This window comes from Larkinella harenae (assembly GCF_054780515.1).
The window spans coordinates 269,669-291,843 of sequence record NZ_BAAGWE010000003.1; the positions used below are offsets into that span (position 1 = coordinate 269,669).

At 47.6% G+C, this 22,175-nt stretch carries 34 protein-coding genes; 1 reads left to right on the forward strand and 33 read right to left on the reverse strand.

Features of this window, described 5'->3' with window-relative positions:
- Positions 1-47: 47 nt before the first annotated feature.
- A complete protein-coding gene (gene eno / locus ACYVH9_RS18120; protein WP_460637805.1) occupies positions 48-1,325 on the reverse strand; it encodes a phosphopyruvate hydratase in 1,278 nt (425 codons plus the stop codon).
- A 586-nt stretch (positions 1,326-1,911) separates the two neighbouring features.
- Here eno and ACYVH9_RS18125 point away from each other — a divergent pair.
- Positions 1,912-2,112: a hypothetical protein gene (locus ACYVH9_RS18125; RefSeq protein WP_460637806.1), complete on the forward strand. Its 201-nt coding sequence runs from the start codon at positions 1,912-1,914 to the stop codon at positions 2,110-2,112.
- A gap of 325 nt (positions 2,113-2,437) precedes the next feature.
- Here ACYVH9_RS18125 and carA read toward each other — a convergent pair whose 3' ends face one another.
- The 32 genes from carA to fusA all read right to left on the reverse strand — a co-directional run bounded on the left by carA (position 2,438) and on the right by fusA (position 21,909).
- Positions 2,438-3,553 carry a glutamine-hydrolyzing carbamoyl-phosphate synthase small subunit gene (gene carA / locus ACYVH9_RS18130; RefSeq protein WP_460637807.1) on the reverse strand — a complete coding sequence of 372 codons (1,116 nt, stop codon included), beginning with the start codon at positions 3,551-3,553 and terminating at the stop codon, positions 2,438-2,440.
- 89 nt (positions 3,554-3,642) lie between these two features.
- Positions 3,643-4,416 carry a 50S ribosomal protein L17 gene (rplQ, locus tag ACYVH9_RS18135; RefSeq protein WP_460637808.1) on the reverse strand — a complete coding sequence of 258 codons (774 nt, stop codon included), beginning with the start codon at positions 4,414-4,416 and terminating at the stop codon, positions 3,643-3,645.
- A 9-nt stretch (positions 4,417-4,425) separates the two neighbouring features.
- Entirely contained in the window at positions 4,426-5,415 is a 990-nt protein-coding gene (locus ACYVH9_RS18140; RefSeq protein ID WP_460637809.1) for a DNA-directed RNA polymerase subunit alpha, read from the reverse strand.
- A gap of 118 nt (positions 5,416-5,533) precedes the next feature.
- Positions 5,534-6,139, reverse strand: a complete 606-nt coding sequence (gene rpsD, locus ACYVH9_RS18145; RefSeq protein WP_460637810.1) for a 30S ribosomal protein S4 — start codon at positions 6,137-6,139, stop codon at positions 5,534-5,536.
- A gap of 112 nt (positions 6,140-6,251) precedes the next feature.
- Positions 6,252-6,647, reverse strand: coding sequence for a 30S ribosomal protein S11 (gene rpsK, locus ACYVH9_RS18150; RefSeq protein WP_460637811.1), 396 nt, complete (start codon positions 6,645-6,647; stop codon positions 6,252-6,254).
- A gap of 68 nt (positions 6,648-6,715) precedes the next feature.
- Positions 6,716-7,093, reverse strand: a complete 378-nt coding sequence (gene rpsM / locus ACYVH9_RS18155) for a 30S ribosomal protein S13 (protein WP_460637812.1) — start codon at positions 7,091-7,093, stop codon at positions 6,716-6,718.
- 9 nt (positions 7,094-7,102) lie between these two features.
- Entirely contained in the window at positions 7,103-7,219 is a 117-nt protein-coding gene (rpmJ, locus tag ACYVH9_RS18160; RefSeq protein ID WP_038119933.1) for a 50S ribosomal protein L36, read from the reverse strand.
- 95 nt (positions 7,220-7,314) lie between these two features.
- Positions 7,315-7,533: a translation initiation factor IF-1 gene (gene infA, locus ACYVH9_RS18165; RefSeq protein WP_460637813.1), complete on the reverse strand. Its 219-nt coding sequence runs from the start codon at positions 7,531-7,533 to the stop codon at positions 7,315-7,317.
- A gap of 3 nt (positions 7,534-7,536) precedes the next feature.
- Entirely contained in the window at positions 7,537-8,349 is an 813-nt protein-coding gene (gene map / locus ACYVH9_RS18170; protein WP_460637814.1) for a type I methionyl aminopeptidase, read from the reverse strand.
- Between the two features lie 4 nt (positions 8,350-8,353).
- Positions 8,354-9,667, reverse strand: coding sequence for a preprotein translocase subunit SecY (gene secY, locus ACYVH9_RS18175; protein WP_460637815.1), 1,314 nt, complete (start codon positions 9,665-9,667; stop codon positions 8,354-8,356).
- A gap of 85 nt (positions 9,668-9,752) precedes the next feature.
- Positions 9,753-10,199 carry a 50S ribosomal protein L15 gene (rplO, locus tag ACYVH9_RS18180; protein ID WP_460637816.1) on the reverse strand — a complete coding sequence of 149 codons (447 nt, stop codon included), beginning with the start codon at positions 10,197-10,199 and terminating at the stop codon, positions 9,753-9,755.
- Between the two features lie 2 nt (positions 10,200-10,201).
- Positions 10,202-10,381, reverse strand: coding sequence for a 50S ribosomal protein L30 (gene rpmD, locus ACYVH9_RS18185; protein ID WP_134032167.1), 180 nt, complete (start codon positions 10,379-10,381; stop codon positions 10,202-10,204).
- Between the two features lie 24 nt (positions 10,382-10,405).
- Entirely contained in the window at positions 10,406-10,921 is a 516-nt protein-coding gene (rpsE, locus tag ACYVH9_RS18190) for a 30S ribosomal protein S5 (protein ID WP_460637817.1), read from the reverse strand.
- Between the two features lie 8 nt (positions 10,922-10,929).
- Positions 10,930-11,286: a 50S ribosomal protein L18 gene (rplR, locus tag ACYVH9_RS18195; protein ID WP_460637818.1), complete on the reverse strand. Its 357-nt coding sequence runs from the start codon at positions 11,284-11,286 to the stop codon at positions 10,930-10,932.
- Between the two features lie 31 nt (positions 11,287-11,317).
- Complete coding sequence (rplF, locus tag ACYVH9_RS18200; RefSeq protein WP_460637819.1) at positions 11,318-11,872, reverse strand: 50S ribosomal protein L6; 555 nt, start codon at positions 11,870-11,872, stop codon at positions 11,318-11,320.
- A 9-nt stretch (positions 11,873-11,881) separates the two neighbouring features.
- Complete coding sequence (rpsH, locus tag ACYVH9_RS18205) at positions 11,882-12,280, reverse strand: 30S ribosomal protein S8 (RefSeq protein ID WP_460637820.1); 399 nt, start codon at positions 12,278-12,280, stop codon at positions 11,882-11,884.
- 88 nt (positions 12,281-12,368) lie between these two features.
- The gene (gene rpsN, locus ACYVH9_RS18210) at positions 12,369-12,638 is read right to left on the reverse strand and encodes a 30S ribosomal protein S14 (protein ID WP_460637821.1); all 270 of its coding nucleotides are present in this window, start codon (positions 12,636-12,638) and stop codon (positions 12,369-12,371) included.
- 20 nt (positions 12,639-12,658) lie between these two features.
- A complete protein-coding gene (gene rplE / locus ACYVH9_RS18215) occupies positions 12,659-13,213 on the reverse strand; it encodes a 50S ribosomal protein L5 (RefSeq protein WP_460637822.1) in 555 nt (184 codons plus the stop codon).
- A gap of 38 nt (positions 13,214-13,251) precedes the next feature.
- Entirely contained in the window at positions 13,252-13,590 is a 339-nt protein-coding gene (gene rplX / locus ACYVH9_RS18220) for a 50S ribosomal protein L24 (RefSeq protein ID WP_460637823.1), read from the reverse strand.
- 2 nt (positions 13,591-13,592) lie between these two features.
- Entirely contained in the window at positions 13,593-13,961 is a 369-nt protein-coding gene (gene rplN / locus ACYVH9_RS18225) for a 50S ribosomal protein L14 (RefSeq protein WP_111626186.1), read from the reverse strand.
- Between the two features lie 2 nt (positions 13,962-13,963).
- Positions 13,964-14,227 (reverse strand): 30S ribosomal protein S17, encoded by a 264-nt coding sequence (gene rpsQ / locus ACYVH9_RS18230; protein ID WP_460637824.1) that lies wholly within the window; start codon positions 14,225-14,227, stop codon positions 13,964-13,966.
- 17 nt (positions 14,228-14,244) lie between these two features.
- A complete protein-coding gene (rpmC, locus tag ACYVH9_RS18235; RefSeq protein WP_134032190.1) occupies positions 14,245-14,439 on the reverse strand; it encodes a 50S ribosomal protein L29 in 195 nt (64 codons plus the stop codon).
- A gap of 64 nt (positions 14,440-14,503) precedes the next feature.
- A complete protein-coding gene (rplP, locus tag ACYVH9_RS18240) occupies positions 14,504-14,932 on the reverse strand; it encodes a 50S ribosomal protein L16 (RefSeq protein ID WP_460637825.1) in 429 nt (142 codons plus the stop codon).
- Positions 14,933-14,975: 43 nt separating this feature from the next.
- The gene (rpsC, locus tag ACYVH9_RS18245; RefSeq protein ID WP_460637826.1) at positions 14,976-15,827 is read right to left on the reverse strand and encodes a 30S ribosomal protein S3; all 852 of its coding nucleotides are present in this window, start codon (positions 15,825-15,827) and stop codon (positions 14,976-14,978) included.
- Between the two features lie 12 nt (positions 15,828-15,839).
- Entirely contained in the window at positions 15,840-16,229 is a 390-nt protein-coding gene (gene rplV, locus ACYVH9_RS18250; protein ID WP_460637827.1) for a 50S ribosomal protein L22, read from the reverse strand.
- Positions 16,230-16,302: 73 nt separating this feature from the next.
- On the reverse strand, positions 16,303-16,581 hold the full coding sequence (rpsS, locus tag ACYVH9_RS18255) for a 30S ribosomal protein S19 (RefSeq protein WP_124878978.1): 279 nt from the start codon (positions 16,579-16,581) through the stop codon (positions 16,303-16,305).
- 7 nt (positions 16,582-16,588) lie between these two features.
- Complete coding sequence (rplB, locus tag ACYVH9_RS18260) at positions 16,589-17,413, reverse strand: 50S ribosomal protein L2 (protein WP_460637828.1); 825 nt, start codon at positions 17,411-17,413, stop codon at positions 16,589-16,591.
- 44 nt (positions 17,414-17,457) lie between these two features.
- Positions 17,458-17,751: a 50S ribosomal protein L23 gene (gene rplW, locus ACYVH9_RS18265; RefSeq protein WP_460637829.1), complete on the reverse strand. Its 294-nt coding sequence runs from the start codon at positions 17,749-17,751 to the stop codon at positions 17,458-17,460.
- Positions 17,752-17,757: 6 nt separating this feature from the next.
- Complete coding sequence (gene rplD, locus ACYVH9_RS18270; RefSeq protein WP_460637830.1) at positions 17,758-18,384, reverse strand: 50S ribosomal protein L4; 627 nt, start codon at positions 18,382-18,384, stop codon at positions 17,758-17,760.
- A 2-nt stretch (positions 18,385-18,386) separates the two neighbouring features.
- Positions 18,387-19,007: a 50S ribosomal protein L3 gene (rplC, locus tag ACYVH9_RS18275; RefSeq protein ID WP_460637831.1), complete on the reverse strand. Its 621-nt coding sequence runs from the start codon at positions 19,005-19,007 to the stop codon at positions 18,387-18,389.
- Positions 19,008-19,344: 337 nt separating this feature from the next.
- Positions 19,345-19,650: a 30S ribosomal protein S10 gene (gene rpsJ / locus ACYVH9_RS18280; protein ID WP_111626176.1), complete on the reverse strand. Its 306-nt coding sequence runs from the start codon at positions 19,648-19,650 to the stop codon at positions 19,345-19,347.
- A 156-nt stretch (positions 19,651-19,806) separates the two neighbouring features.
- Positions 19,807-21,909, reverse strand: a complete 2,103-nt coding sequence (gene fusA / locus ACYVH9_RS18285) for an elongation factor G (protein WP_460637832.1) — start codon at positions 21,907-21,909, stop codon at positions 19,807-19,809.
- Positions 21,910-22,175 lie beyond the last annotated feature (266 nt).

Sequence of the window (22,175 nt, forward strand, 5' to 3'; positions counted from 1 at the left end):
CTTTAAAGCAAAAAGCCCCCAACCGAAAACGGTTGGGGGTATTGAAATTACATTTTGATACCTGGGAAGTAGGCCGTTTCGCCCAGCTCTTCTTCGATACGAAGCAACTGATTGTATTTGGCCATCCGATCAGAGCGTGAAGCTGAACCCGTTTTGATCTGTCCGGTATTGAGCGCCACGGCCAGGTCGGCAATCGTTGCATCTTCCGTTTCACCCGAACGGTGTGACATGATGTTTTTATACGAATTGCGTTTCGCCAAGTTTACGGTATCGATTGTCTCCGTCAGCGAACCGATCTGGTTTACTTTCACCAGTACGGCATTGGCGATACCCTGGTCGATGCCCTGTTGCAAACGGGTTACGTTGGTTACGAACAGGTCATCGCCCACCAGCTGGGTTTTCTTACCAATCAGCTCGGTCTGTTCTTTCCAGCCATTCCAGTCGTCTTCCGCCATGCCGTCTTCAATGGAGATGATTGGGTATTTATCCACCCACTCTTTCCAGTAATTCGCCATTTCAGACGAGCTAAGTTTGTCACCCGTCGATTTTTTGAAATGGTACGTTCCGGATTCGGCATCGTAAAACTCAGACGCAGCGGCATCCATGGCGATGTAAATATCTTCACCGGCCCGGTAACCCGCTTTGTCAATCGCTTGCAGAATGATCTGAATAGCCTCTTCGTTGGAAGGGATGTTCGGCGCAAAACCACCTTCGTCGCCCACGTTGGTCGACATGCCTTTGCCTTTCAGTACTTTTTTCAGCGAGTGGAATACTTCCGTGCCCCAACGCAGGGCTTCCGAGAAATTAGGCGCCCCCACCGGCATTACCATAAACTCCTGGAAGTCAATGGAGTTATCCGCATGGCTCCCACCATTCAGAATGTTCATCATCGGAACAGGCAGGGTGTTGGCATTTACCCCACCAATGTAGCGGTACAACGGCAACCCAGCTTCCTGCGCAGCGGCTTTGGCAATGGCCAGCGACACCCCCAGAATAGCATTGGCACCCAGACGAGCTTTGTTTGCAGTTCCATCCAGTTCAATCATTACCCGGTCGATCAGGCTCTGGTCGAATACCGACGTTCCAACCAGCTCCGGAAAAATCAGCTCATTGACGTTTTGAACCGCTCTCAATACGCCTTTGCCGACATACCGTTTCGGATCATCGTCGCGCAACTCGACGGCTTCGTGCGAACCGGTTGATGCACCCGACGGAACAGCCGCCCGGCCCAGAAAACCGTTTTCAGTACGAACATCGACTTCTACGGTCGGATTGCCCCTCGAATCCAGAATCTGTCTGGCATGAATAGACTGAATAATACTCATTGTGTCTGAAAAAAGTTGGTTAATATTTTACATACGAGCGAAATACAGAATCCAGTACCACTTGCAGTACCACTTGGTAAATAAGGGGTGGCTGGTCAATCATTTGACAATTCGCTGTAGCACCATTTTTGCGCTACAAAGTAAGCGATTTTTTCGGTTTCTAGAGAGTGCCTGGCTAATTAAGCGATTCATTGCTATACAACTAGTCCCCGAGAACGAGTTGCATAGCAGCTCCTAAACGGCCATACGTAGTTTGAGATTTTTGTAAGGGATTGTGCTTTTTTTGCTCGATAAATGAGCTTGTGGCTATAAGAGGCTCCCGGTCATACCCATTTGTAAATCTAGCCTAATTTACCATCTTCAAAAACCGCCGATGTAGCTGACTCTGATTTCGGACAAAACTCTGATGCTTGTCAATTGAGCGTTTTCCAGTTACAACCGCAATGCTTTGTCTGAAAATTAAGGGGCATTTGTCCGGAAATTGTGCGGTCTTTTGGCCTAAATTCCGGAATATTGTATTCTATTTTTCTCTGTTCATGAATTCTGGTACGGGTCCCCCCGTGTCCTTTGGTTTTTAACTGACATTATGGCTTCTTCATCTCCTAAATTTCATCAACACTGGTTATCTGAGAACGTTTTACCCGACATTCCCTCCGAGATAACTTTTCAGCGTTACCTGCTGCTTCTTCACTATCGAAAGCTCGAATATCAAAATCTTTCGGCGCAATTTTTAGCGAAACAGACCAGCATGCTTACCTGGTTTGCCTCGGATATGGCGCATGCCTAACGGTACACACCGATTGATTACGACTTTAACTTTTGATACGTTCATAGCATTTACAACGCGAATACACTATCAGCGCGACTAACAATCATATAGGTTGCATCAGGGATAAACCGTGATCCAGCATGAATTCCAATCGTATGGTTTTGAAAGTCTATATCTGCCCAGAAAAGCTGTCTGGCAACAAAGCAACTTGATAGGCCCGCAACAGGATTACCACCTACATTCGCTCGCACGGCCCCAAAACCGCTATCCCCTATTCCAATGCACCTGTATATTGGGCGCAACTAAAAAAGCCGGTCACTTGACCGGCTTTTTCTTACTTGGTTTACTTAGCTTCTGCTTCAATCATCTTCACAAAATCATCAAACAAATACCGGGAATCGTGTGGCCCGGGCGAAGCCTCGGGGTGGTACTGCACAGAGAAAGCCGGACGGTCTTTGCGACGAATCCCTTCGATGGTTTTGTCATTCAGATTGACGTGCGTCAACTCAATATCCCGATTTTCCATTACTTCATCCGCTTTCACCGCAAAACCGTGGTTTTGCGACGTCACTTCACAACGACCCGTAATTAGGTTTTTTACCGGATGGTTCAAGCCACGATGTCCATTGTGCATTTTGTACGTAGTAATTCCGCTGGCCAGCGATAGAATCTGGTGACCCAGGCAGATTCCAAACAACGGTTTATCGGTTTCCAGTGCTTGCTTAACAGTTTCGACCGCATACGGCATTGCCGCCGGATCACCCGGGCCGTTGGAAATAAAATAACCGTCGGCGCCCCAGGCATTAATTTCTTCAAAAGGTGTTTTAGCGGGAAACACGCGGCAGTGCGCCCCCCGACCAGCGAGGTTGTTCAGAATGCTTTTCTTGATTCCCAAATCAAGCACCGCCACCTTAAATTCGGCCTGGTTCGTATTTCCGACCTCGTATATCTTTTTGGTGCTAATTTCCGACGACAATTCCAGCCCTTCCATATCCGGAATCTGGTGTAAACGCTCAAGCAAAACCGCCGGGTCCAGAATCTCGGAGGAGATGATGCAATTCATAACCCCTTTGTCACGGATGTGTCGCACGACCTGACGGGTATCAATACCGCTGATACCGACAATATTTGCCTTCTCAAAGTATTCCTGCAGAGAACTATCAGCGGTTGCCCGCGAATGAATCTGGGAAAAGAAATTACAGACCATTCCCCGGATCGTCACACTACCGGATTCTTCTTCGTCCTGGTATTGGATACCGTAATTTCCAATGTGTGAGGTTGTGTTAACAATTACCTGCCCGTAGTAAGAAGGATCCGTATAAATCTCCTGATAACCGGTCATCCCGGTATTGAAGCATATTTCGCCACCCGCCGTTCCGATTTTCCCGAGGGCTATTCCTCTGAAAACAGAACCATCTTTCAAAACTAGTAAAGCAGCTCGTTGCTGAACCTGTTTCATGAATTACTTTGGAGTTGTTCGGTTAAAAAAAAGGGTTAACCCGTTACGGCTAACCCTCTATATTATTTGTGTTCGTTCTTCACAATGAATTAACTCGGGCGACCGCCATTTAGTTCATCCTGCAAAGCTTTTAACTCATCAAATTTGCCATCGCGGGCCAGTGCAGCCTGTTGAGGCCAAGTTCCGGGATCGTGAGCAGCAAATTGTGAACCAGCGTTGTCCAGAATTTCACGGATGGATTCCGGCGTTGAATCGGCCAGTTGCGCAAAGGTGGTAATACCGGCACCCTGAAGAGCTTCCGCAATTTTCGGACCGATCCCTTCTACGAGGGCCAGATCATCTGCTGCGGCTGCCGGAGCAGCTTCAACGGTCGATGTTTCTTCTGTTTTAGTTTCAACAACCTCCGCAGCCGGTGTCGTTTCGTCCGCTTTGCGGCTACCAGCACGACGACTACGACGAGTACGGGCTGCTTTCTGTTCTTCAGCGGCTGCATTCAACAGCGTTTCGTTGAAATCAACCAGCTCGATGATACAGGTTTCGGCATTGTCACCCAGCCGGTTTCCCAGCTTAATGATGCGGGTGTATCCACCTGGGCGGTTCGAAATTTTGTCAGAAACCACGTTGAAAAGCTCTTTCATAGTCTCTTTATTCTGGAGGTATGAGAAAAGCACCCGACGGTTCTGATACGTATCGTCTTTGGCACGTGTCAGCAGGGGTTCAACGTATTTCCGCAGTTCTTTCGCTTTTGCAACCGTCGTTTCGATGCGCTTGCTCAGAATCAGCGAGGAGGCCATGTTCGACAGCATTGCCGTCCGGTGTGAATGGGTCCTGCCGAGGTGATTATGTTTTTTACCGTGTCTCATGGTCTTGTATTAGTCCTCGTCTAATCTGTATTTACTGATATCCATGCCGAAAGTCAAATTCTTTTCGGCCACCAACTGTTCTAACTCAGTCAGCGACTTCTTACCGAAGTTTCTAAATTTCATCATATCTGAAATCTCCAGTTTCACCAGATCACCCAGTGATTTTACATCGGCAGATTTCAAGCAGTTGTAAGCCCGCACAGACAGGTCAAGATCAGCCAGCGGAGTCTTCAACAGTTTCCGCATGTGCAGCATCTCTTCGTCTACTACATTGTCTTCTTCTGCTTTTGCCGTTTCAAACGTCATCGTCTGATCCGAGAAGAGCATGAAGTGTTGAATCAGGATAGTAGCCGCACCTTTCAGAGCTTCCTCCGGGTGAATCGAGCCATCGGTTTCGATGTCGAGCAACAACCGTTCGTAGTCGGTTTTCTGCTCAACCCGCGTGTTCTCAACGCTATAGCGAACGTTTTTGATCGGCGTGTAAATTGCGTCGATCGGGATGTGTCCGAAAGGCAGTTCGTTAGCGCGTGGTTCGTCCGCCGGAACATAGCCCCGACCTTTCTCCACGTGAATTTCCATTTCCAATTCGCGGGTGTCGTCGATGTGGCAGATTTCCAGTTCTGGATTCAGCACTTCAAACGAAGCCGTGAACTTCGATATATCGCCGGCTTTCAACACCGACTGGTTTTTGATCGTAACGGTAATTTTGTTGTCGACCATGTCCGAAATTTTCTTAAACCGAACCATTTTCAGGTTCAGGATAATCTCGGTTACGTCTTCAACAACGCCTTCTATTGATGAAAATTCGTGCAGTACGCCGGGAAACCGTACACTGGTGATGGCATAGCCTTCCAGCGACGACAGCAGAATTCTCCGCAACGCATTCCCTATGGTCACGCCATAGCCCTTTTCGAGTGGCTTGAACTCAAACAACCCGTGAAAGTCGTCAGCTCGCTCCATGACAACTTTATCGGGCATTTGGAACGCTAATATTGACATACGATTTTGTTGTTAACAGTTCAAAAAAAGAGATATAGATTACGGTTTTCGATATACAGTTTATAGTTGCTTCGGTGTTTTACGAAAAACTATAAGCCACATACCAAAAACCGTACTGTTATTTAGAATACAATTCGACAACTAACTGCTCGTTGACGTTCTCAGGAATCTGATCCCGTTCGGGATAACTCGTGAATACACCCTGGAGTTGTTGCTGATCCCATTCCAACCAGTTGTAGCGCTTAGCATTGCGGCCGACTAAACTGGTAGTGATGGCTTCTAATGATTTTGACTTCTCACGAACGCTAACCAGCTGGCCAGGTTTCAATGAGTAAGAGGCTATGTTGACCACTTCGCCGTCAACGGCAATGTGTTTGTGAGCTACTAATTGACGAGCGGCCCGACGTGTTGGAGCAATCCCCAACCGATAAACCGTATTGTCCAGACGAGCTTCGCAGAGTTTCAGCAGGTTTTCCCCTGTGATTCCTTGCTTCACAACGGCCCGGTGGAACAATCCGCGGAACTGCCGCTCCAGAATACCATAAATGTATTTTACTTTTTGTTTCTCCTGCAACTGAACAGCGTATTCCGACTGTTTGCGCTTACGACCACGGCCGTGCTGTCCGGGACCATACGCTTTCTTTTGCAGTGCTTTGCTGGGGCCGAGGATCGGCTCGCCAAACTTACGGGAGATTTTGGCCTTGGGGCCGGTATATCTTGCCATTTTGACTTATAAGATGAATAGAAGCTGAACAGACACAACCCAATGTCGCCTGCTCTTATTCACTGGGATGAAGCGGTTTCTATACAGTGAACCGCATAACTGTAAGGTTGGATTAAACGCGACGGCGTTTCGGGGGGCGGCAGCCGTTGTGCGGCAGTGGCGTAATATCTTTGATCGACATTACTTCGATGCCCGAGTTCTGAATAGTCCGGATGGCTGATTCACGGCCTGATCCGGGACCTTTTACAAACACTTCCGCTTTACGCATACCCAAATCATGTGCTACTGCGGCACAGTTTTGAGCGGCTGTCTGTGCAGCATACGGGGTGTTTTTCTTTGAGCCTTTGAAGCCCATTTTACCCGCCGATGCCCACGAGATCACTTGCCCGGTGCTGTTCGTAATTGAAATAATAATGTTATTGAACGAAGCCCGGATGTGTACCTGTCCAACAGGTTCAACAACTACTACCCGCTTCTTCGCTTTATCCTTGCGTTTTGCCTGAGCCATTTCTAGTTGATCGTTTAACGCCTAAAGTTCAACGCCAGTAGGCATTAAACTTTAAACGTCAAACCTTATTATTTAGTTGCTTTCTTCTTGTTCGCTACCGTCTTACGCTTACCTTTCCGCGTACGGGAGTTGTTTTTCGTGTGTTGTCCACGAACCGGCAAACCTTTCCGGTGACGCAGTCCACGATAACAACCAATGTCCATCAAACGCTTGATGTTCAACTGAACTTCAGACTTCAGCGCACCTTCTACTTTGTATTCACCGCTGATGATGGTCCGGATGGCGTTCGACTCCTCGTCGTTCCATTCGCTCACTTTCTTGTCAACAGAAACACCTGCTTTCGTCAGGATTTGCTGTGCTGAGCTACGGCCAATGCCAAAAATGTAGGTCAACGCAATTTCACCGCGTTTCCGGTCGGGAATATCAACCCCTGCAATACGTGCCATATTCAGTAATTAACCTTGTCTTTGTTTATACCTTGGATTCTTCTTGTTGATAACGTAAAGCTTGCCCTTCCGGCGAATCACTTTACATTCAGCGCTGCGCTTTTTGATAGACGCCTTGACTTTCATGATCTCACTCCGTTTACGATTTTGGGTTTACAGTTTATAGTTTACGGTTTCTGAACTCGTGAGAACCTTAAACGATAGACTTTAAACCGTCAACCTTATTTATACCGATAAACAATTCTTGCTTTAGTAAGGTCGTACGGAGACATTTCCAACTTTACCCGGTCGCCCGGCAAAATCTTAATGTAATTCATCCGCATTTTCCCGGAAATGTGGGCAACCACCTCATGCTTATTTTCGAGCTGTACCCGAAACATGGCATTGGAGAGTGCTTCTACAATAGTGCCGTCTTGTTCGATGGATGTTTGTTTTGCCATTCGTTACGCTATGGTCGCTTCGTTGACCTCGATCATTAAGCTAGTATTAGCCGTTACTTCTTCGATATACTGAAACGTTGTCAGAATCTCTGCTTTTCCTTTCCGAATCGCTACCGAGTGTTCAAAATGGGCTGACGGTTTCCGGTCAATTGTACGGATAGTCCAGCCATCTCTTTCTTGAACAATATTTTTCTTGCCCAAATTCACCATCGGTTCGATAGCCAATACCATGCCTTCTTTCAGCTTGATACCTTGCCCGCGTTTACCGTAGTTAGGAACTTCAGGGCTTTCGTGCAGGCTTTTACCAAGCCCGTGTCCTACTAATTCACGAACGACCGAGTAACCGTATTTTTCGACGTGACTCTGCACTGCATTGCCAATATCACCAATCCGGTTTCCCTCAATTGCCTTTTCAATACCGCAATACAGAGACTGTTTCGTACGGATCAATAAGTCACGAACTTCTTGGCTTATTGATCCTACTGGATAGGTGTAAGCGCTATCGCTATGATATCCATTCAGTTTTACGCCACAGTCAACCGATATGATATCACCATCTTTCAATTCGTACTTACTCGGAAAACCGTGCACGACCGTTTCATTCACGGAAATACACAAAGCGGCCGGGAAGTTGTTAAACCCTTTGAAAGATGGTATCCCTCCGTTATCACGAATATATTCTTCAGCCACACGATCCAGTTCCTTCGTTGTGACACCCGGACGAATCCGTTTGGCAACTTCAGCATGTGCTTTCCCGAGGACCTGCCCACTGATTCGCATCAGTTCAATTTCGGCGTCTGATTTCAGGTAAATCATTTTTTTAAGCTGTTACGCTCTCCGTACGACCCGTTACACGTCCTGATTTCATCAAGCCTTCATAACGACGCATTAACAGATAACTTTCAACTTGCTGCAACGTATCCAGTACTACACCCACCATAATCAACAGAGATGTACCACCGAAAAACTGAGAGAAGTTCCGCGTCATTCCAAACAACGATGCAATCGCAGGTAGAATGGCCACAATCGCCAGCATCAAAGCACCCGGCAACGTTATCCGATCCAGTACCTGACCGATGTACTCCGAGGTCATAAAACCCGGTTTTACGCCAGGAATGAAACCACCACTCCGCTTCATATCATCCGCGATCTGGTTAGGATTAACCGAAATCGCTGTGTAGAAGAACGTAAAGACAATAATCAAGAAGGCAAACAAAACATTGTATTGCCACGAAGTATAATCCGCGAAAGCCGTTTGCACGGAGCCGGCCAAATCACTTTTTTCTGAGAACAGAGACGCCACCAATGAGGGCACGAACATCAAAGCCTGAGCAAAAATGATTGGCATTACGCCAGCTGCATTTAGCTTAAGAGGCAAATACTGCCGCTGGCCACCCACAACTTTGTTACCAACTACCTGCTTAGCATACTGAATTGGAATCCGCCGAACCGCCTGCGTAAGGACAACCGCACCCATTACAACGAAGAACAGGGCAACGATCTCCAGAACGAACAGCAGGGCACCACCCGATCCCCGCGAAAGCGCTTCTCCATATACCGCACCCGGGAACCGCGATACGATACCGATCATGATCAGCATGGAAATACCGTTCCCGATTCCTTTATCTGTGATTCGCTCACCTAGCCACATACAAAAAATTGTACCGGCGGTTAAAACGATTACGGATACCGTGTTGAACGTTGCCTTATTAATCAAAATGGCTTCATCCGGAATGGTAGTCGTCAGGTAGGTGATGGCTTGAGCAGCCGTAACAAAAATAGTCAGAATCCGGGTGATTTGGTTTAACCGCTTCCGACCCGACTCGCCTTCCTTCTGCATTTTCTGAAAGTAAGGCAAAGCCAGCGTCAACAATTGAATCGCAATCGAAGCCGAAATGTACGGCATGATTCCCAACGCAAAAATTGACGCTTTACTAAAGGCACCACCCGAAAACGTCTCCAGCAACCCTAGGAGACCCTGCGGATTGAGGTTTAGTCGGGTTGGGTCGATACCTGGCAATACAATTTGAGACCCTAATCTGAAAACCGCGACAAATAACAGCGTATTGAGAATACGCGTCCGCAGTTCTTCGATCGAAAAGATATTCTGAAGGGTCGTGATGAATCGTTTCATTGGTTTATCAAGCTGCTCGTCCAAAAAAAGTCACCAAATTTAACAAGAAAAAATGGCTAAAACTATTGATGAACGAACAAACCGATTAGAGCTTAACTGCTTTACCACCTGCTTTTTCAATGGCTTCAACGGCTTTCTGTGAGAAACCATGGGCTTTCACTTCGATCGCTGAAGTTAATTCACCCCGGCTCAGAACTTTGATTTTATCATATTTTCCAGCCAAGCCGTTTTGCAGCAGCACATCGATGTCTACCGAAGTAACCCCCGCCTTGTCAACCAATTGCTGAAGTGTATCCAGGTTAATGGGCTTATACTCAACCCGATTAATATTTTTGAAGCCGAACTTCGGTACCCGACGTTGCAGCGGCATTTGACCACCTTCGAAGTTTTTCTTCGCGCTGTAACCGGAACGAGACTGGGCACCTTTATGGCCACGGGTTGATGTTCCACCCATGCCAGAACCCGTACCTCGACCTACTCGCTTGCGCTCCCGGACGGATCCTTGCGCAGGTTTAAGTGTATGCAGATTCATGATTAAATTTCTTCTACTTTAACTAAGTGTTGAACTTTACGGATAATTCCACCGACTGCGTCATTGTATTCCAATGAAACGCTACGGTTAATTTTGCCCAGACCAAGCGACTGAATCGCCAGTTTCTGTGTTTTTGGCCGCTTGATGATGCTGCGAACCTGTGTAATTTTAACCCGTGCCATTTCTTTTGCCGTTGTTAAGGATTGTTATCCGTTAAAAACTTTGCTCAACTTCACACCACGCTGGAATGCTACCTGATGCGGAGCCCGCATTTTCAGAAGTGCGTCGATGGTCGCTTTAACCACGTTGTGAGGATTTGATGATCCTTTCGACTTTGCCAATACATCGCGGATACCTGCGCTCTCCAGAACGGCACGCATAGCACCACCGGCAATTACACCCGTACCGGCCGAAGCAGGTTTCAGCAGAACGAAACCACCGCTGAACTTACCTTCCATTTCGTGAGGAACCGTATGCTTCAGCAAAGGAATCTGTACGAGGTTTTTCTTCGCATCTTCTATTCCTTTGGCAATTGCATCCGTTACTTCGTTTGCTTTACCCAGGCCATAGCCCACAACACCGTTGCTGTCGCCAACAACGACAATGGCAGCAAAGCTAAAACGCCGACCACCTTTTACCACTTTGGCAACGCGGTTGATGGCCACAACGCGTTCTTTCAGTTCAGACTCGTTAACCTTAGCAGGTCTTGTATTTGTTACCATTGTTTTGCTTAGAATTGTAGGCCTCCTTCGCGGGCCCCATCGGCCAACGCTTTCACCTTACCATGATACAAATAGCCATTTCGGTCAAAAACTACCTTAGAAATACCGTTGGTAGTTGCTTTCTCTGCCAGAGCCTGTCCAACTTGCTTAGCCAGCTCGACATTAACGCCTTTTTTATCGTTACCGTTGATTTCGATTGAAGAGGCACTAACCAACGTATGGCCTTTTTCATCGTCAATAATCTGTGCGTAAATTCGGGCATTTGACCGGAATACGGACAATCTCGGCTGATCAGCCGTTCCGGATACTCTATTCCGGATGTGTTTTTTGATACGCAGTCTCCTGCTTGCTTTTGTGACAGCCATTTTCGCCTGTGCTTATTATATGGTTCACCAATTACTTCTTAGAAGCAGATTTACCAGCTTTACGACGAATTTTCTCGCCCACAAACCGGATACCTTTTCCTTTGTATGGCTCAACTTTCCGGAGTGAACGGATTTTGGCCGCTACATCACCAATTAGTTGTTTGTCGATCCCTTCCAGAATTACTTTCGGGTTCTGACCTTTTTCCGTAACAGCCGTTACATTCAGCTCTGTCGGAATAGCCACATAAATATCGTGCGAATAGCCCAAGGTCAGTTGCAAAATATTGTTCGATGCAACGGCTTTGTAACCAACCCCAACGATTTCGAGTTCAATGCGGTAGCCCGTGCTGACGCCCGTCACCATATTGTTGACTAATGCGCGATACAGGCCGTGCAGGGCTTTGAAGCGCTTCTGGTCGTTCGGACGAACCACTTTCAATTCGCCGTCAGCAATTTCCAGTTTGATATCCGGATTGATGTTTTGCGACAAAGAACCTTTCGGACCTTTTACCGTAACATTACCGTTCTCAACCGAAACCGACACTTTCTCAGGCAGTGCAATGGTTTTATTACCTACGCGTGACATAGTTTCTAATTAATATACGTAACACAACACCTCACCGCCTACGTTCAGCGTCCGGGCTTCTTTATCGGTCATTACTCCTTTTGATGTGGAGACAATGGCGACACCTAAGCCGTTAAAAATACGCGGAATTTCCGTTGCGCCTTTGTATTGACGCAGACCCGGACGGCTTACCCGCTGCATATCCACGATAGCAGGCTGTTTGGTTACCGGATTGTACTTCAGCGCAATCTTAATACTTCCTTGCGGGCCTGTCTCGTCGAACTTGTAGTTCTGGATGAAGCCTTTATCAAAGAGTACCTTAGTGATCTCCTTCTTTATATTGGAAGCAGGAATTTCGACGACCCGGTGCTTGGCGCGGATCGCATTTCTGATGCGAGTCAGATAATCTGCTATGGGATCAGTATTCATTTCCTCCTGATTGGTAACTGCAAACCCTTTTCAAACGGGCCTGCAAAATTAGGGAATTGTTTCGATAATCGCTAAGATGGCGTAAAAGTTACCAGCTTGACTTAGTTACACCCGGAATTTTACCGGCCGAGGCCATTTCGCGGAACGTTACGCGGGAGATACCAAATTTCCGCATATACCCCCGGGGGCGGCCCGTCAGCTTACACCGGTTGTGCAGACGCACCGGGGAAGCATTTTTCGGCAGTTTGTCTAATCCGACGTAGTCACCAGCAGCTTTCAGTGCGGCACGCTTGGTAGCGTATTTCGCAACTAAGGCAATCCGCTTACGTTCTCTTGCTTTGATGGATTCTTTTGCCATGTTTTTATTCGCGTTGTGCGTTATTTTTTACCTCCGGCGAAGGGCATGCCCAGTGCTTTCAGCAATGCAAAGCTCTCTTCATCCGTATTCGCCGTTGTCACGAACGTGATGTCCATTCCAGAGATCCGATTCACTTTGTCAATCGTAATTTCTGGGAAGATGATCTGCTCCTGAACGCCGAACGTGTAATTTCCATTACCGTCGAAGCCCTTGTCACTAATTCCTTTAAAGTCACGAACGCGCGGCAGAGCGACAGCGGTCAGACGATCCAGAAATTCGTACATCTTCTCTCCGCGCAAGGTCACTTTCGCGCCAATTGGCATGCCTTCGCGCAGCTTAAAGTTAGAGACGGCTTTTTTCGCAATTGTAGGAACTGCTTTCTGACCGGTAATCATGGTCAGTTCTTCTACACCGACATCTACTAATTTCTTATCAGCGACGGCGGCCCCAATCCCTTTGTTTACAACAATCTTGGTCAGTTTCGGTACTTGCATAACGCTTTTGTACTGAAACTTTTCCTTCAATTGGGCCACGATCTCATTCGTATATTTCTCTTTCAGTCTCGGAGTTGCCACTTTCGTATCCGTTTATACGTACCTGATTTCTAAATCAATTAGATAAAGTTGCCCGATTTTTTCGAGAACCGCTGCAATTTACCTTTGTCATTCAGTTTGCGGCCAGTCCGTGAGGGTTCATTCGTTTTGGAATCGACAACCATCAGGTTGCTGATGTGAATTGTTCCTTCCCGTTTCTCCAAACTTCCCTGTGGGTTGGCTGCGGATGGTTTCACATGTTTAGTGATCATGTTTACCCCTTCAACCACGGCGCGTTGCTTATCGACCAAAACGCGCAATATCGTACCGGTTTGACCTTTCGAGTTACCAGAAATAACTTTTACAGTATCTCCTTTTTTGATGTGTAACTTCGCAGGCTTATCTGCTACATTTTTCATAGTTACAATACTTCTGGAGCTAACGAAACGATTTTCATAAACTGCTTCTCGCGCAACTCGCGGGCAACGGGTCCGAAAATACGGGTTCCGCGTGGCTCATCGTTGTTGTTCAGCAGTACAGCAGCATTGTCTTCGAACCGGATGTAAGACCCATCTTTACGACGAATTTCTTTCTTCGTCCGAACAACAACGGCTTTCGATACAGTTCCTTTCTTCATATTGCTTGAAGAAAGTGCTTGCTTAACCGTCACTACAATTTTATCTCCAACCGTAGCGAAACGCTTGCCGGTTCCACCCAGTACCCGAATGCAAAGTACTTCTTTGGCACCGCTGTTATCGGCTACGCCCAAACGTGATTCTTGCTGGATCATGATTACTTCGCCTTTTCAATGATTTCGACTAATCGCCAACATTTATTCTTGCTCATCGGACGGGTTTCCATAATGCGAACGGTATCGCCGATTCCGCATTCATTTTTTTCGTCGTGCGCCATGAACTTCTTCGTACGGTGCATGAACTTACCATAAATGGGGTGCTGCACTTTCCGGTCGACTGCAACCGTGATGGATTTTTCCATCTTGTTGCTTACTACTTTACCAATTCTTTCTTTTCTCAGATTTCTTTCTTGCTGCTCCATGAGTTGATACCGTTAAATTAGCTGGCCTTTTGTTTGATAGTCAGCTCGGTCAGTAATTGAGCAATCAATTTACGCGTCGTACGAATCCGCATCGGGTTCTCGATGGGCGAAATAGCGTGCGCAAACTTTAATTTTTGCAAGCGATCTTTCTCAGCCGCTACCTGCTCATTCAATTGTTCAACCGTCAGCGACTTAATCTCGTTCTTTTTCATGACTGAATTTTAGTGGAGGTTGCCTGTCGATGTTTTGAGACGCAACGGGCAACCGATTCCCGAGTTAGCCTTCTGTTTCTTGATAATCCCGACGAACAACGAATCTTGTTTTGATCGGTAACTTTTGAGCTGCCAAACGCAGGGCTTCGTTTGCGACATCCAGCGGAACGCCGGTTGCTTCAAACAAAATCGTCCCTGGTTTTACGGGAGCTACCCAGTATTCCGGAGCTCCTTTTCCTTTACCCATCCGTACTTCGGCTGGTTTTTTCGTGATGACCTTGTCTGGGAAAATCCGAATCCAGACTTGGCCTTCCCGTTTCATAGCGCGGGTTACGGAGATACGAGCCGCTTCAATCTGGCGGGCTGTAATCCAACCGGGTTCCAGCGACTTGATGGCAAACGATCCGAAAGCGATTTGGTGGCCCCGTCCGGCAATGCCTTTCACCCGGCCTTTCTGTTGCTTACGAAACTTGGTTCTTTTTGGTTGTAACATCTTTAGTCGTATCTAAAGGACGTGCTGACGTCCGATGTTCTTACTATCTTTTGCGTCCGCCACCGCCTTGGCCACCGCGCTGGTTACCACCACGCTGGTTGTTACCGCCACCCCGGTTTTGGTCATTCCGTCCCCGGCGCCGATCGTTCCGCTCGCCATCGCCACCCCGATCACCGCGACGGTCACCGCGGTCGCCACGACGGTCACCCCGATCGTTGCCACGCTCTGACTGCGCTGCTGTAATCTGTGCTGCCGGTGACAAATCACGCTTGCCGTACAGTTCGCCTTTGAAAACCCAAACTTTAATACCGATCTTACCGTAGATGGTTTGTGCTTCCGAAATAGCATAATCGATGTCTGCGCGTAAGGTATGCAGAGGAACGCGTCCTTCTTTATATTCTTCCGTGCGGGCCATTTCAGCACCACCCAGACGACCTGATACGCGGACTTTAATTCCTTGCGCACCAACGCGGATCGCCGAGCTGATCGCCTGTTTCATAGCGCGCCGATAAGAGATACGAGCCTGAAGTTGCTGAGCAATCGTTTCGCCAATCAGTTTGGCGTCGATTTCCGGCCGTTTGATCTCAAAAATATTGATCTGAACGTCTTTGCCCGTGATTTTCTTTAGCTCTTCCTTGATCTTATCAACCTCGCCACCACCTTTACCGATAACAATACCCGGACGGGCCGTATGAATCGTTAACGTAATGCGTTTCAGAGTCCGCTCAATAACAACCCGGGCAATGGATCCTTTCGGAATACGTGCCTGGATATATTTTCTAATTTTTTCGTCTTCAACCAGCTTATCCGGAAACTCTTTACCGCCATACCAGCTAGAGTCCCATCCTTTAACAACACCAAGCCGAAAACCAACGGGGTTTACTTTTTGTCCCATTTTATTGTCTTGTTATTCTGCGTTTTCTGTTGATACTTCGGGTGCAATTGTCAGTGAACCAGCGGCACTTTCTACCACGATGGTTACGTGGTTTGAGCGTTTGCGAATCCGGTGACCACGACCTTGCGGAGCAGGGCGCAGACGTTTCAGCATCCGGCCGCCATCAACAAAGATCGTCTTTACGTACAGGTCAGCGTCTTCGGCCCGTTCGTCTGCGTTTTTTTGCTGCCAGTTAGCAACCGCTGAGAGCAGCAGCTTTTCCAGCAACGCAGCACCAGCCTGGGGTTGATAACGCAGAACACCCAATGCTTTGCTAACCTTCTGGCCCCGGATCATGTCGGCAACCAACCGCATTTTGCGAGGAGACGAAGGCACATTTTTTAGCTTTGCTATTGCTTCCATTTTTTCTGGTTTCAGGTTTAAAGTTTAACGTTTGACGAATCTTCAAACTTCAGACTTTAAACATTAAACAATTCTACCGTTTGCCTTTGTCTTTCTTCGCAACGTGGCCCCGGAAGTTACGGGTTGGTGAAAATTCGCCTAACTTATGGCCAACCATGTTCTCGGTCACATACACCGGAATGAACTTGTTACCATTGTGTACTGCGAACGTATGGCCAACGAAATCCGGAGAAATCATTGAACGGCGAGACCAGGTTTTGATTACGGATTTACGGCCCGAATCGTTCATGGTATCCACCTTTTTTTCCAGACGAAAATCTATGTAGGGACCCTTTTTAAGTGAGCGTGCCATCTACTTCTTATTTTTTCCGTTTACTAATGATCATGCGATCTGAATACTTGTTCACCGGGCGGGTTTTCTTCCCTTTCGCATACAGACCCGTACGTGACCGTGGGTGCCCTCCGGATGCCCGGCCTTCACCACCACCCATTGGGTGATCGACAGGGTTCATAGCAACACCCCGTACGCGAGGACGACGACCTAACCAGCGCGTCCGACCAGCTTTACCGATGCTGACGTTCATGTGGTCGGGGTTGGATACCGATCCAACGGTTGCAATGCAAGTTCCCAAAACCATCCGTTGTTCGCCTGAAGGCATCCGCAGAATAGCGTATTTGTCTTCGCGGGCAACCAATTGAGCGTAGGTTCCGGCGCTCCGAACCATTGCACCACCTTTGCCAGGCTTCAGCTCAACGTTGTGAACGATCGTACCAATCGGCATAGCCGACAGCGGCAGGGCGTTTCCAACTTCCGGTGCTACTGCTGCACCAGAGATCACTTGCTGCCCAACGGTGATGCCTTGAGGGGCCAGAATATACCGTTTTTCGCCGTCAGCGTAGAACAAAAGCGCAATGCGGGCCGAACGGTTAGGATCGTACTCAATTGTTTTAACCGTTGCCGGAATATCGTTTTTATCGCGTTTGAAGTCGATAACCCGGTATTGTTTCTTGTGACCGCCACCAATGTAGCGCATCGACCGGTGACCCTGGTTGTTACGGCCACCCGTTCTTTTTATCGTTACCAGCAGGCTCCGTTCCGGCTTGTCCGTCGTGATCTCGGCAAAATCCGGGGCCACGCGAAAACGCTGACTCGGGGTTGTTGGTTTCAGTTTCTTAACTCCCATGATTCCTAACTACTTCGTTTAGTCGTTCGTGGTTGGGTTACCCCTTATGCTTCGGCGTAAATATCGATGATCTCTCCTTCGGCAACCGTAACGATTGCTTTCTTCCAGGTAGACGTCCGGCCCGATGTAACGGCACCTCTTTTCGTGCTTTTCGATTTCGTGTGCCCAATGCACCGCATCGTATTCACTTCAGTTACGGTAACGCCGTATAGTTTTTCGACTGCCTTCTTAATTTCGATTTTGTTGGCATTCATCGACACCTCAAATCCGTATTGTCCCTTCTTGTTTTGGGCCGTTACCTTCTCGGTAATAAGCGGTCTTTTCAGTACGTTTTCCATGGTCTGTTACTGGAGAAGAGATTCTAATTTTTCCAACGCGCCTTCTGCAATCAACAGACGGTCGGCGTGCATCAGATCGTAGGTATTGACATTGTCAACCGTCGTTACTTTTGCTTTTTTCAGGTTGCGGCTTGACAGAACAACATTCGTATCCACATCCGGCAAAATCAGCAACGTTTTGGTATCCAGCGCCTGAAAACCGTTCAGAAACTCAATGTATGATTTCGTACGAGCAGCTTCCAATGTAAAGTTTTCCAGGATTGACACGTTATTGGCTTTTGCTTTAGTTGCCAGAGCCGATTTACGAGCCAGCTGTTTTACTTTCTTATTCAGCTTGAACGAATAGTCGCGTGGGCGAGGACCGAAGATCGTTCCACCACCAACAAAAACCGGTGATTTGATCGAACCAGCACGAGCGCCCCCCGTACCTTTTTGTTTCTTAATCTTACGAGTCGAGTGAGCATTCTCGGCCCGTTCTTTTGCCTTGTGCGTACCCTGACGTTGGTTAGCCAGGTATTGTTTCACGTCTAAGTAGATCGCGTGCTCGCTCGGCTCAATTCCGAAGATATCGTCAGATAGGTTAATCTTCTTGCCCGTATCCTCTCCTTTCGAGTTATAAACTGCTGCCTCCATGATTACTTATCTAAAATGACGAAGGAATTTTTAGCGCCCGGAACCGAGCCGCTCACAACGATCAGATTTTGCTCTGATAGTACTTTCAGAACGCGCAGGTTCTGAACTTTCACCCGGTTACCGCCCATACGGCCGGCCATGCGGATGCCTTTGAACACCCGTGATGGGAATGAACAGGCACCAATCGAACCCGGGTGACGCTGACGGTTGTGCTGACCGTGGGTTTGACCACCGACACCACCAAAACCGTGACGCTTAACGACCCCCTGGAAACCGCGACCTTTTACCGTTCCAACCACATCAACAAAGTCGCCTTCAACAAAAACGTCAGCAACTTGGAGGGTTTGGCCCAGGTTCAATTCCCGTTCGAAGGTTTTGAACTCTACTAATTTTTGTTTCGGTGTCGTACCAGCCTTTTTGAAGTGCCCAAGCAGTGGCTTCGTGGTACGTTTTTCTTTTTTATCACCGTAACCCAATTGGACGGCCTGGTAGCCATCCGAATCCTGTGTTTTAACCTGAGTAACAACACAGGGACCAGCTTCAATGACTGTACATGCCAGAGCCTGCCCGTCAGCATTGTACAGACTGGTCATCCCAATCTTCTTTCCAATTAAACCAGACATAATAAGTGGTTGTAAAGCAGGAATTTATAATTTTGAACCCGAAAAAATCGGAGTGCAAAGGTAGGAATTACTTCCTGGTAATCCAAACCGTAGTTTATTTATTATCAACTATTTCGAAGCTAGTAACAACAAAAAAGGCCAGGCGTTTTACACCTGACCTTTTGTTCGGTTCGCCTGTGATGAACACAAGTACCGGACTAAATTAGTCAGATGTGGTTTCCTCAAAAGGACCTTCACCCGCTTTATGTCTTTGCTTTACTTCTAATTCGGCTTGCAAAGGTAAGCTATTCTTTTTTCTTCTAAAACTTTTTGTAAGTAAATTTTAGAAGTTTTTCAGTTACACTTTGATCTCAACGTCCACCCCGCTCGGCAGTTCCAGTTTCATCAAAGCGTCAACCGTTTTTGCACTAGTGGAGTAGATATCAACCAGTCGCTTGTACGTACAGAGCTGGAATTGCTCCCGTGACTTTTTGTTGACGTGCGGAGAACGCAAAACCGTAAACTTCTCTTTCTCGGTCGGCAGGGGAATCGGGCCGCTTACGATAGCACCCGTTGATTTCACAGCCTTCACAATCTTCTCAGCCGACTTGTCGACCAGCATATGGTCGAAGGACTTCAGTTTAATCCGAATTTTTTGATTCATGATAGTAGTGGTTCTGATCAATAAAGTCGATTCGAGACCGACAGCGCGCTGCTGAAAGAACCATTTACTCCAGCAACACAGCTTTGAGTTAAAAGAATAATGAACAGTTGAAAATGAAGAGTGTCGCCTTCAACTGTTCATTACATATGAATACAATTAAGATTTACCAGTTCCTTTGGCCTTCGCTACGATCCCTTCCGCCAGGTTGGTCGGCACTTGCTCGTAATGCGAGAACGTCAGGTTGGCCGTTGCCCGACCTGATGACATCGTCCGCAGATCTGTTACGTAACCAAACAGCTCCGAGAGCGGAACATCCGCCTTGATCACCTGTGAACCAGCCCGAGTATCCATTCCTTTCATGATACCACGACGACGGTTCAGGTCACCCGTAATCGGGCCTGTGTATTCTTCCGGTGTCAAAACTTCAACGGCCATAATTGGCTCAAGTAGTTTCGGACCGGCTTGTTTAGCAGCTTCACGGAAACCAAGACGAGCGGCCAATTCAAACGAGAGTGAATCGGAGTCAACATCGTGGAAAGAACCGTGGAACAACCGTACTTTCATGGAATCCAACGGATAACCCGCCAACGGTCCTGTAGACATGGCTTCGCGGAAACCTTTTTCGACAGATGGGATAAATTCTTTCGGAATAACCCCACCAACGATTCCGTTCACGAAATCCAGTCCGGTTTTGCCTTCTTCGCCCGGCATGATTTCGAAAACGATGTCAGCGAATTTACCACGACCACCGGTTTGTTTTTTGTATACTTCACGGTGTTCAAAGTTCTTCGTCAGAGTCTCTTTGTAAGCAACCTGTGGAGCACCCTGATTGACTTCCACTTTGAATTCACGACGCATCCGGTCGATGATGATTTCAAGGTGAAGCTCGCCCATACCGCGGATAATCGTCTGGCCGGTTTCTTCGTCAGTCTCTACTTTCAGCGTTGGATCTTCTTCGATCAGCTTACCAATCGCTTTTGAGAAGTTATCCTGATCGGCGGTTTTCTTCGGCTCAATAGCATAACCAATAACCGGATCCGGGAAGATCATGGATTCCAGAATGATCGGGTTTTTCTCATCGCAAAGGGTATCACCCGTTTTGATGTCTTTAAATCCAACAACGGCACCAATATCACCAGCCCGCAGTTTATCGATCTGGTTTTGTTTGTTGGCGTGCATCTGGAAAATCCGCGAAATCCGCTCTTTATTTCCAGAACGTGTGTTCAACACGTACGAGCCGGAATCCAGAACACCTGAATAAACCCGCACGAAACACAGACGACCAACATAAGGATCCGTAGCAATTTTGAAGCCCAATGCCGTAAATGGATCGCTCTCCGACGGATGACGAACTACTTCCTGTTCCGTGTTCGGGTTCGTTCCTTTGATTTCCGGCTTATCGAGCGGAGACGGCAGCAGCGACATCACATAGTCGAGCATCGTCTGAACACCTTTGTTCTTGAACGATGAACCACACAACATCGGAACGATCTTCATTTCAATCGTAGCCTGACGCAGGGCATTCAGGATTTCATCTTCGGTGATCGAGTTCTCGTCTTCGAAGTATTTTTCCATCAATGACTCGTCGTATTCTGCCACGGCTTCGAGCAGCTTACCACGCCATTCACGTGCTTCTTCCAGCATATCGTCCGGAATAGGCACTTCCTGGAAGGTCATTCCTTTGTCGTGCTCGTTCCACTGGATACCGCGGAAGTTAACCAGATCGACCACTCCTTTGAAGTTGTCTTCGGCCCCGATTGGCAATTGCAGTGGCACAGCATTGCTGCCGAGCATTTCTTTCACCTGATTTACAACATTCAGGAAGTCGGCACCGGCACGGTCCATTTTGTTCACGAAACCCAGACGGGCTACGTTGTAGTTGTTGGCCAACCGCCAGTTGGTTTCCGACTGTGGTTCGACACCGTCTACCGCACTGAACAAAAATACCAGACCATCCAATACCCGCAAGGAGCGGTTTACCTCTACCGTAAAGTCAACGTGACCCGGGGTATCAATGATGTTGACATGATAGTTCTGGTCACGGTATTTCCAGTTGACGGTGGTAGCAGCCGACGTAATGGTGATCCCGCGTTCCTGTTCCTGCTCCATCCAGTCCATGGTAGCAGCCCCTTCGTGTACTTCGCCGATTTTGTGGCTCACCCCGGAGTAGTAAAGAATCCGCTCGGTGGTGGTCGTTTTACCGGCGTCGATGTGGGCAGCGATACCAATGTTTCGCAGGTATCGAAGATCAGTTGCCATAATGAAGTATTATTTCAGAAGTTTATTTACAAAATCGGAGTGCGAAAAACCGTTTATTGGATATTAAAAGGCACTTTTCGCGAATCAGACCGCAAAGATAGGCAAATTAGTGTGTAATAACAAGACTATTGTAAACTGATATTACGGAAGTTACCGAAGCTTCCCATTATTATTTTGTTAGCTACCGGCGTCCGGGTTAAAACGCCGGTATTTGGTAAGGGCTTGGTTTCTGGGTTATATTTTAGCCTGACTTATTATTTTCCTAT

Excerpts from the sequence above, each read along its gene's own strand:
- fusA (WP_460637832.1), bottom strand. The coding sequence starts at position 21,909 with ATGGCAACTGATCTTCGATACCTGCGAAACATTGGTATCGCTGCCCAC.
- rpmD (WP_134032167.1), bottom strand. The coding sequence starts at position 10,381 with ATGGCACGGGTTAAAATTACACAGGTTCGCAGCATCATCAAGCGGCCA.
- eno (WP_460637805.1), bottom strand. The coding sequence starts at position 1,325 with ATGAGTATTATTCAGTCTATTCATGCCAGACAGATTCTGGATTCGAGG.
- secY (WP_460637815.1), bottom strand. The coding sequence starts at position 9,667 with ATGAAACGATTCATCACGACCCTTCAGAATATCTTTTCGATCGAAGAA.
- rpsN (WP_460637821.1), bottom strand. The coding sequence starts at position 12,638 with ATGGCAAAAGAATCCATCAAAGCAAGAGAACGTAAGCGGATTGCCTTA.
- rplN (WP_111626186.1), bottom strand. The coding sequence starts at position 13,961 with ATGATCCAGCAAGAATCACGTTTGGGCGTAGCCGATAACAGCGGTGCC.
- rplD (WP_460637830.1), bottom strand. The coding sequence starts at position 18,384 with ATGGAGGCAGCAGTTTATAACTCGAAAGGAGAGGATACGGGCAAGAAG.
- ACYVH9_RS18125 (WP_460637806.1), top strand. The coding sequence starts at position 1,912 with ATGGCTTCTTCATCTCCTAAATTTCATCAACACTGGTTATCTGAGAAC.
- rpsQ (WP_460637824.1), bottom strand. The coding sequence starts at position 14,227 with ATGGAGCAGCAAGAAAGAAATCTGAGAAAAGAAAGAATTGGTAAAGTA.
- rpsM (WP_460637812.1), bottom strand. The coding sequence starts at position 7,093 with ATGGCACGTATTGCAGGGGTTGATATTCCCGACCGGAAACGCGGTGAA.
- rpsJ (WP_111626176.1), bottom strand. The coding sequence starts at position 19,650 with ATGAATCAAAAAATTCGGATTAAACTGAAGTCCTTCGACCATATGCTG.
- rplC (WP_460637831.1), bottom strand. The coding sequence starts at position 19,007 with ATGTCTGGTTTAATTGGAAAGAAGATTGGGATGACCAGTCTGTACAAT.
- rpsC (WP_460637826.1), bottom strand. The coding sequence starts at position 15,827 with ATGGGACAAAAAGTAAACCCCGTTGGTTTTCGGCTTGGTGTTGTTAAA.
- rplR (WP_460637818.1), bottom strand. The coding sequence starts at position 11,286 with ATGGCTGTCACAAAAGCAAGCAGGAGACTGCGTATCAAAAAACACATC.
- rplV (WP_460637827.1), bottom strand. The coding sequence starts at position 16,229 with ATGGAAGCAATAGCAAAGCTAAAAAATGTGCCTTCGTCTCCTCGCAAA.
- rpsS (WP_124878978.1), bottom strand. The coding sequence starts at position 16,581 with ATGGCACGCTCACTTAAAAAGGGTCCCTACATAGATTTTCGTCTGGAA.
- infA (WP_460637813.1), bottom strand. The coding sequence starts at position 7,533 with ATGGCAAAACAAACATCCATCGAACAAGACGGCACTATTGTAGAAGCA.
- rplO (WP_460637816.1), bottom strand. The coding sequence starts at position 10,199 with ATGAATCTGCATACACTTAAACCTGCGCAAGGATCCGTCCGGGAGCGC.
- rpsE (WP_460637817.1), bottom strand. The coding sequence starts at position 10,921 with ATGGTAACAAATACAAGACCTGCTAAGGTTAACGAGTCTGAACTGAAA.
- carA (WP_460637807.1), bottom strand. The coding sequence starts at position 3,553 with ATGAAACAGGTTCAGCAACGAGCTGCTTTACTAGTTTTGAAAGATGGT.
- rplW (WP_460637829.1), bottom strand. The coding sequence starts at position 17,751 with ATGGAAAACGTACTGAAAAGACCGCTTATTACCGAGAAGGTAACGGCC.
- rplQ (WP_460637808.1), bottom strand. The coding sequence starts at position 4,416 with ATGAGACACGGTAAAAAACATAATCACCTCGGCAGGACCCATTCACAC.
- rpsD (WP_460637810.1), bottom strand. The coding sequence starts at position 6,139 with ATGGCAAGATATACCGGCCCCAAGGCCAAAATCTCCCGTAAGTTTGGC.
- rplX (WP_460637823.1), bottom strand. The coding sequence starts at position 13,590 with ATGAAAAATGTAGCAGATAAGCCTGCGAAGTTACACATCAAAAAAGGA.
- rplB (WP_460637828.1), bottom strand. The coding sequence starts at position 17,413 with ATGGGAGTTAAGAAACTGAAACCAACAACCCCGAGTCAGCGTTTTCGC.
- rpsH (WP_460637820.1), bottom strand. The coding sequence starts at position 12,280 with ATGAATACTGATCCCATAGCAGATTATCTGACTCGCATCAGAAATGCG.
- rplF (WP_460637819.1), bottom strand. The coding sequence starts at position 11,872 with ATGTCACGCGTAGGTAATAAAACCATTGCACTGCCTGAGAAAGTGTCG.
- rpsK (WP_460637811.1), bottom strand. The coding sequence starts at position 6,647 with ATGGCTCAGGCAAAACGCAAGGATAAAGCGAAGAAGCGGGTAGTAGTT.
- ACYVH9_RS18140 (WP_460637809.1), bottom strand. The coding sequence starts at position 5,415 with ATGTCAATATTAGCGTTCCAAATGCCCGATAAAGTTGTCATGGAGCGA.
- rplP (WP_460637825.1), bottom strand. The coding sequence starts at position 14,932 with ATGTTACAACCAAAAAGAACCAAGTTTCGTAAGCAACAGAAAGGCCGG.
- rpmJ (WP_038119933.1), bottom strand. The coding sequence starts at position 7,219 with ATGAAAGTCAAGGCGTCTATCAAAAAGCGCAGCGCTGAATGTAAAGTG.
- map (WP_460637814.1), bottom strand. The coding sequence starts at position 8,349 with ATGATTTACCTGAAATCAGACGCCGAAATTGAACTGATGCGAATCAGT.
- rpmC (WP_134032190.1), bottom strand. The coding sequence starts at position 14,439 with ATGAAAAAGAACGAGATTAAGTCGCTGACGGTTGAACAATTGAATGAG.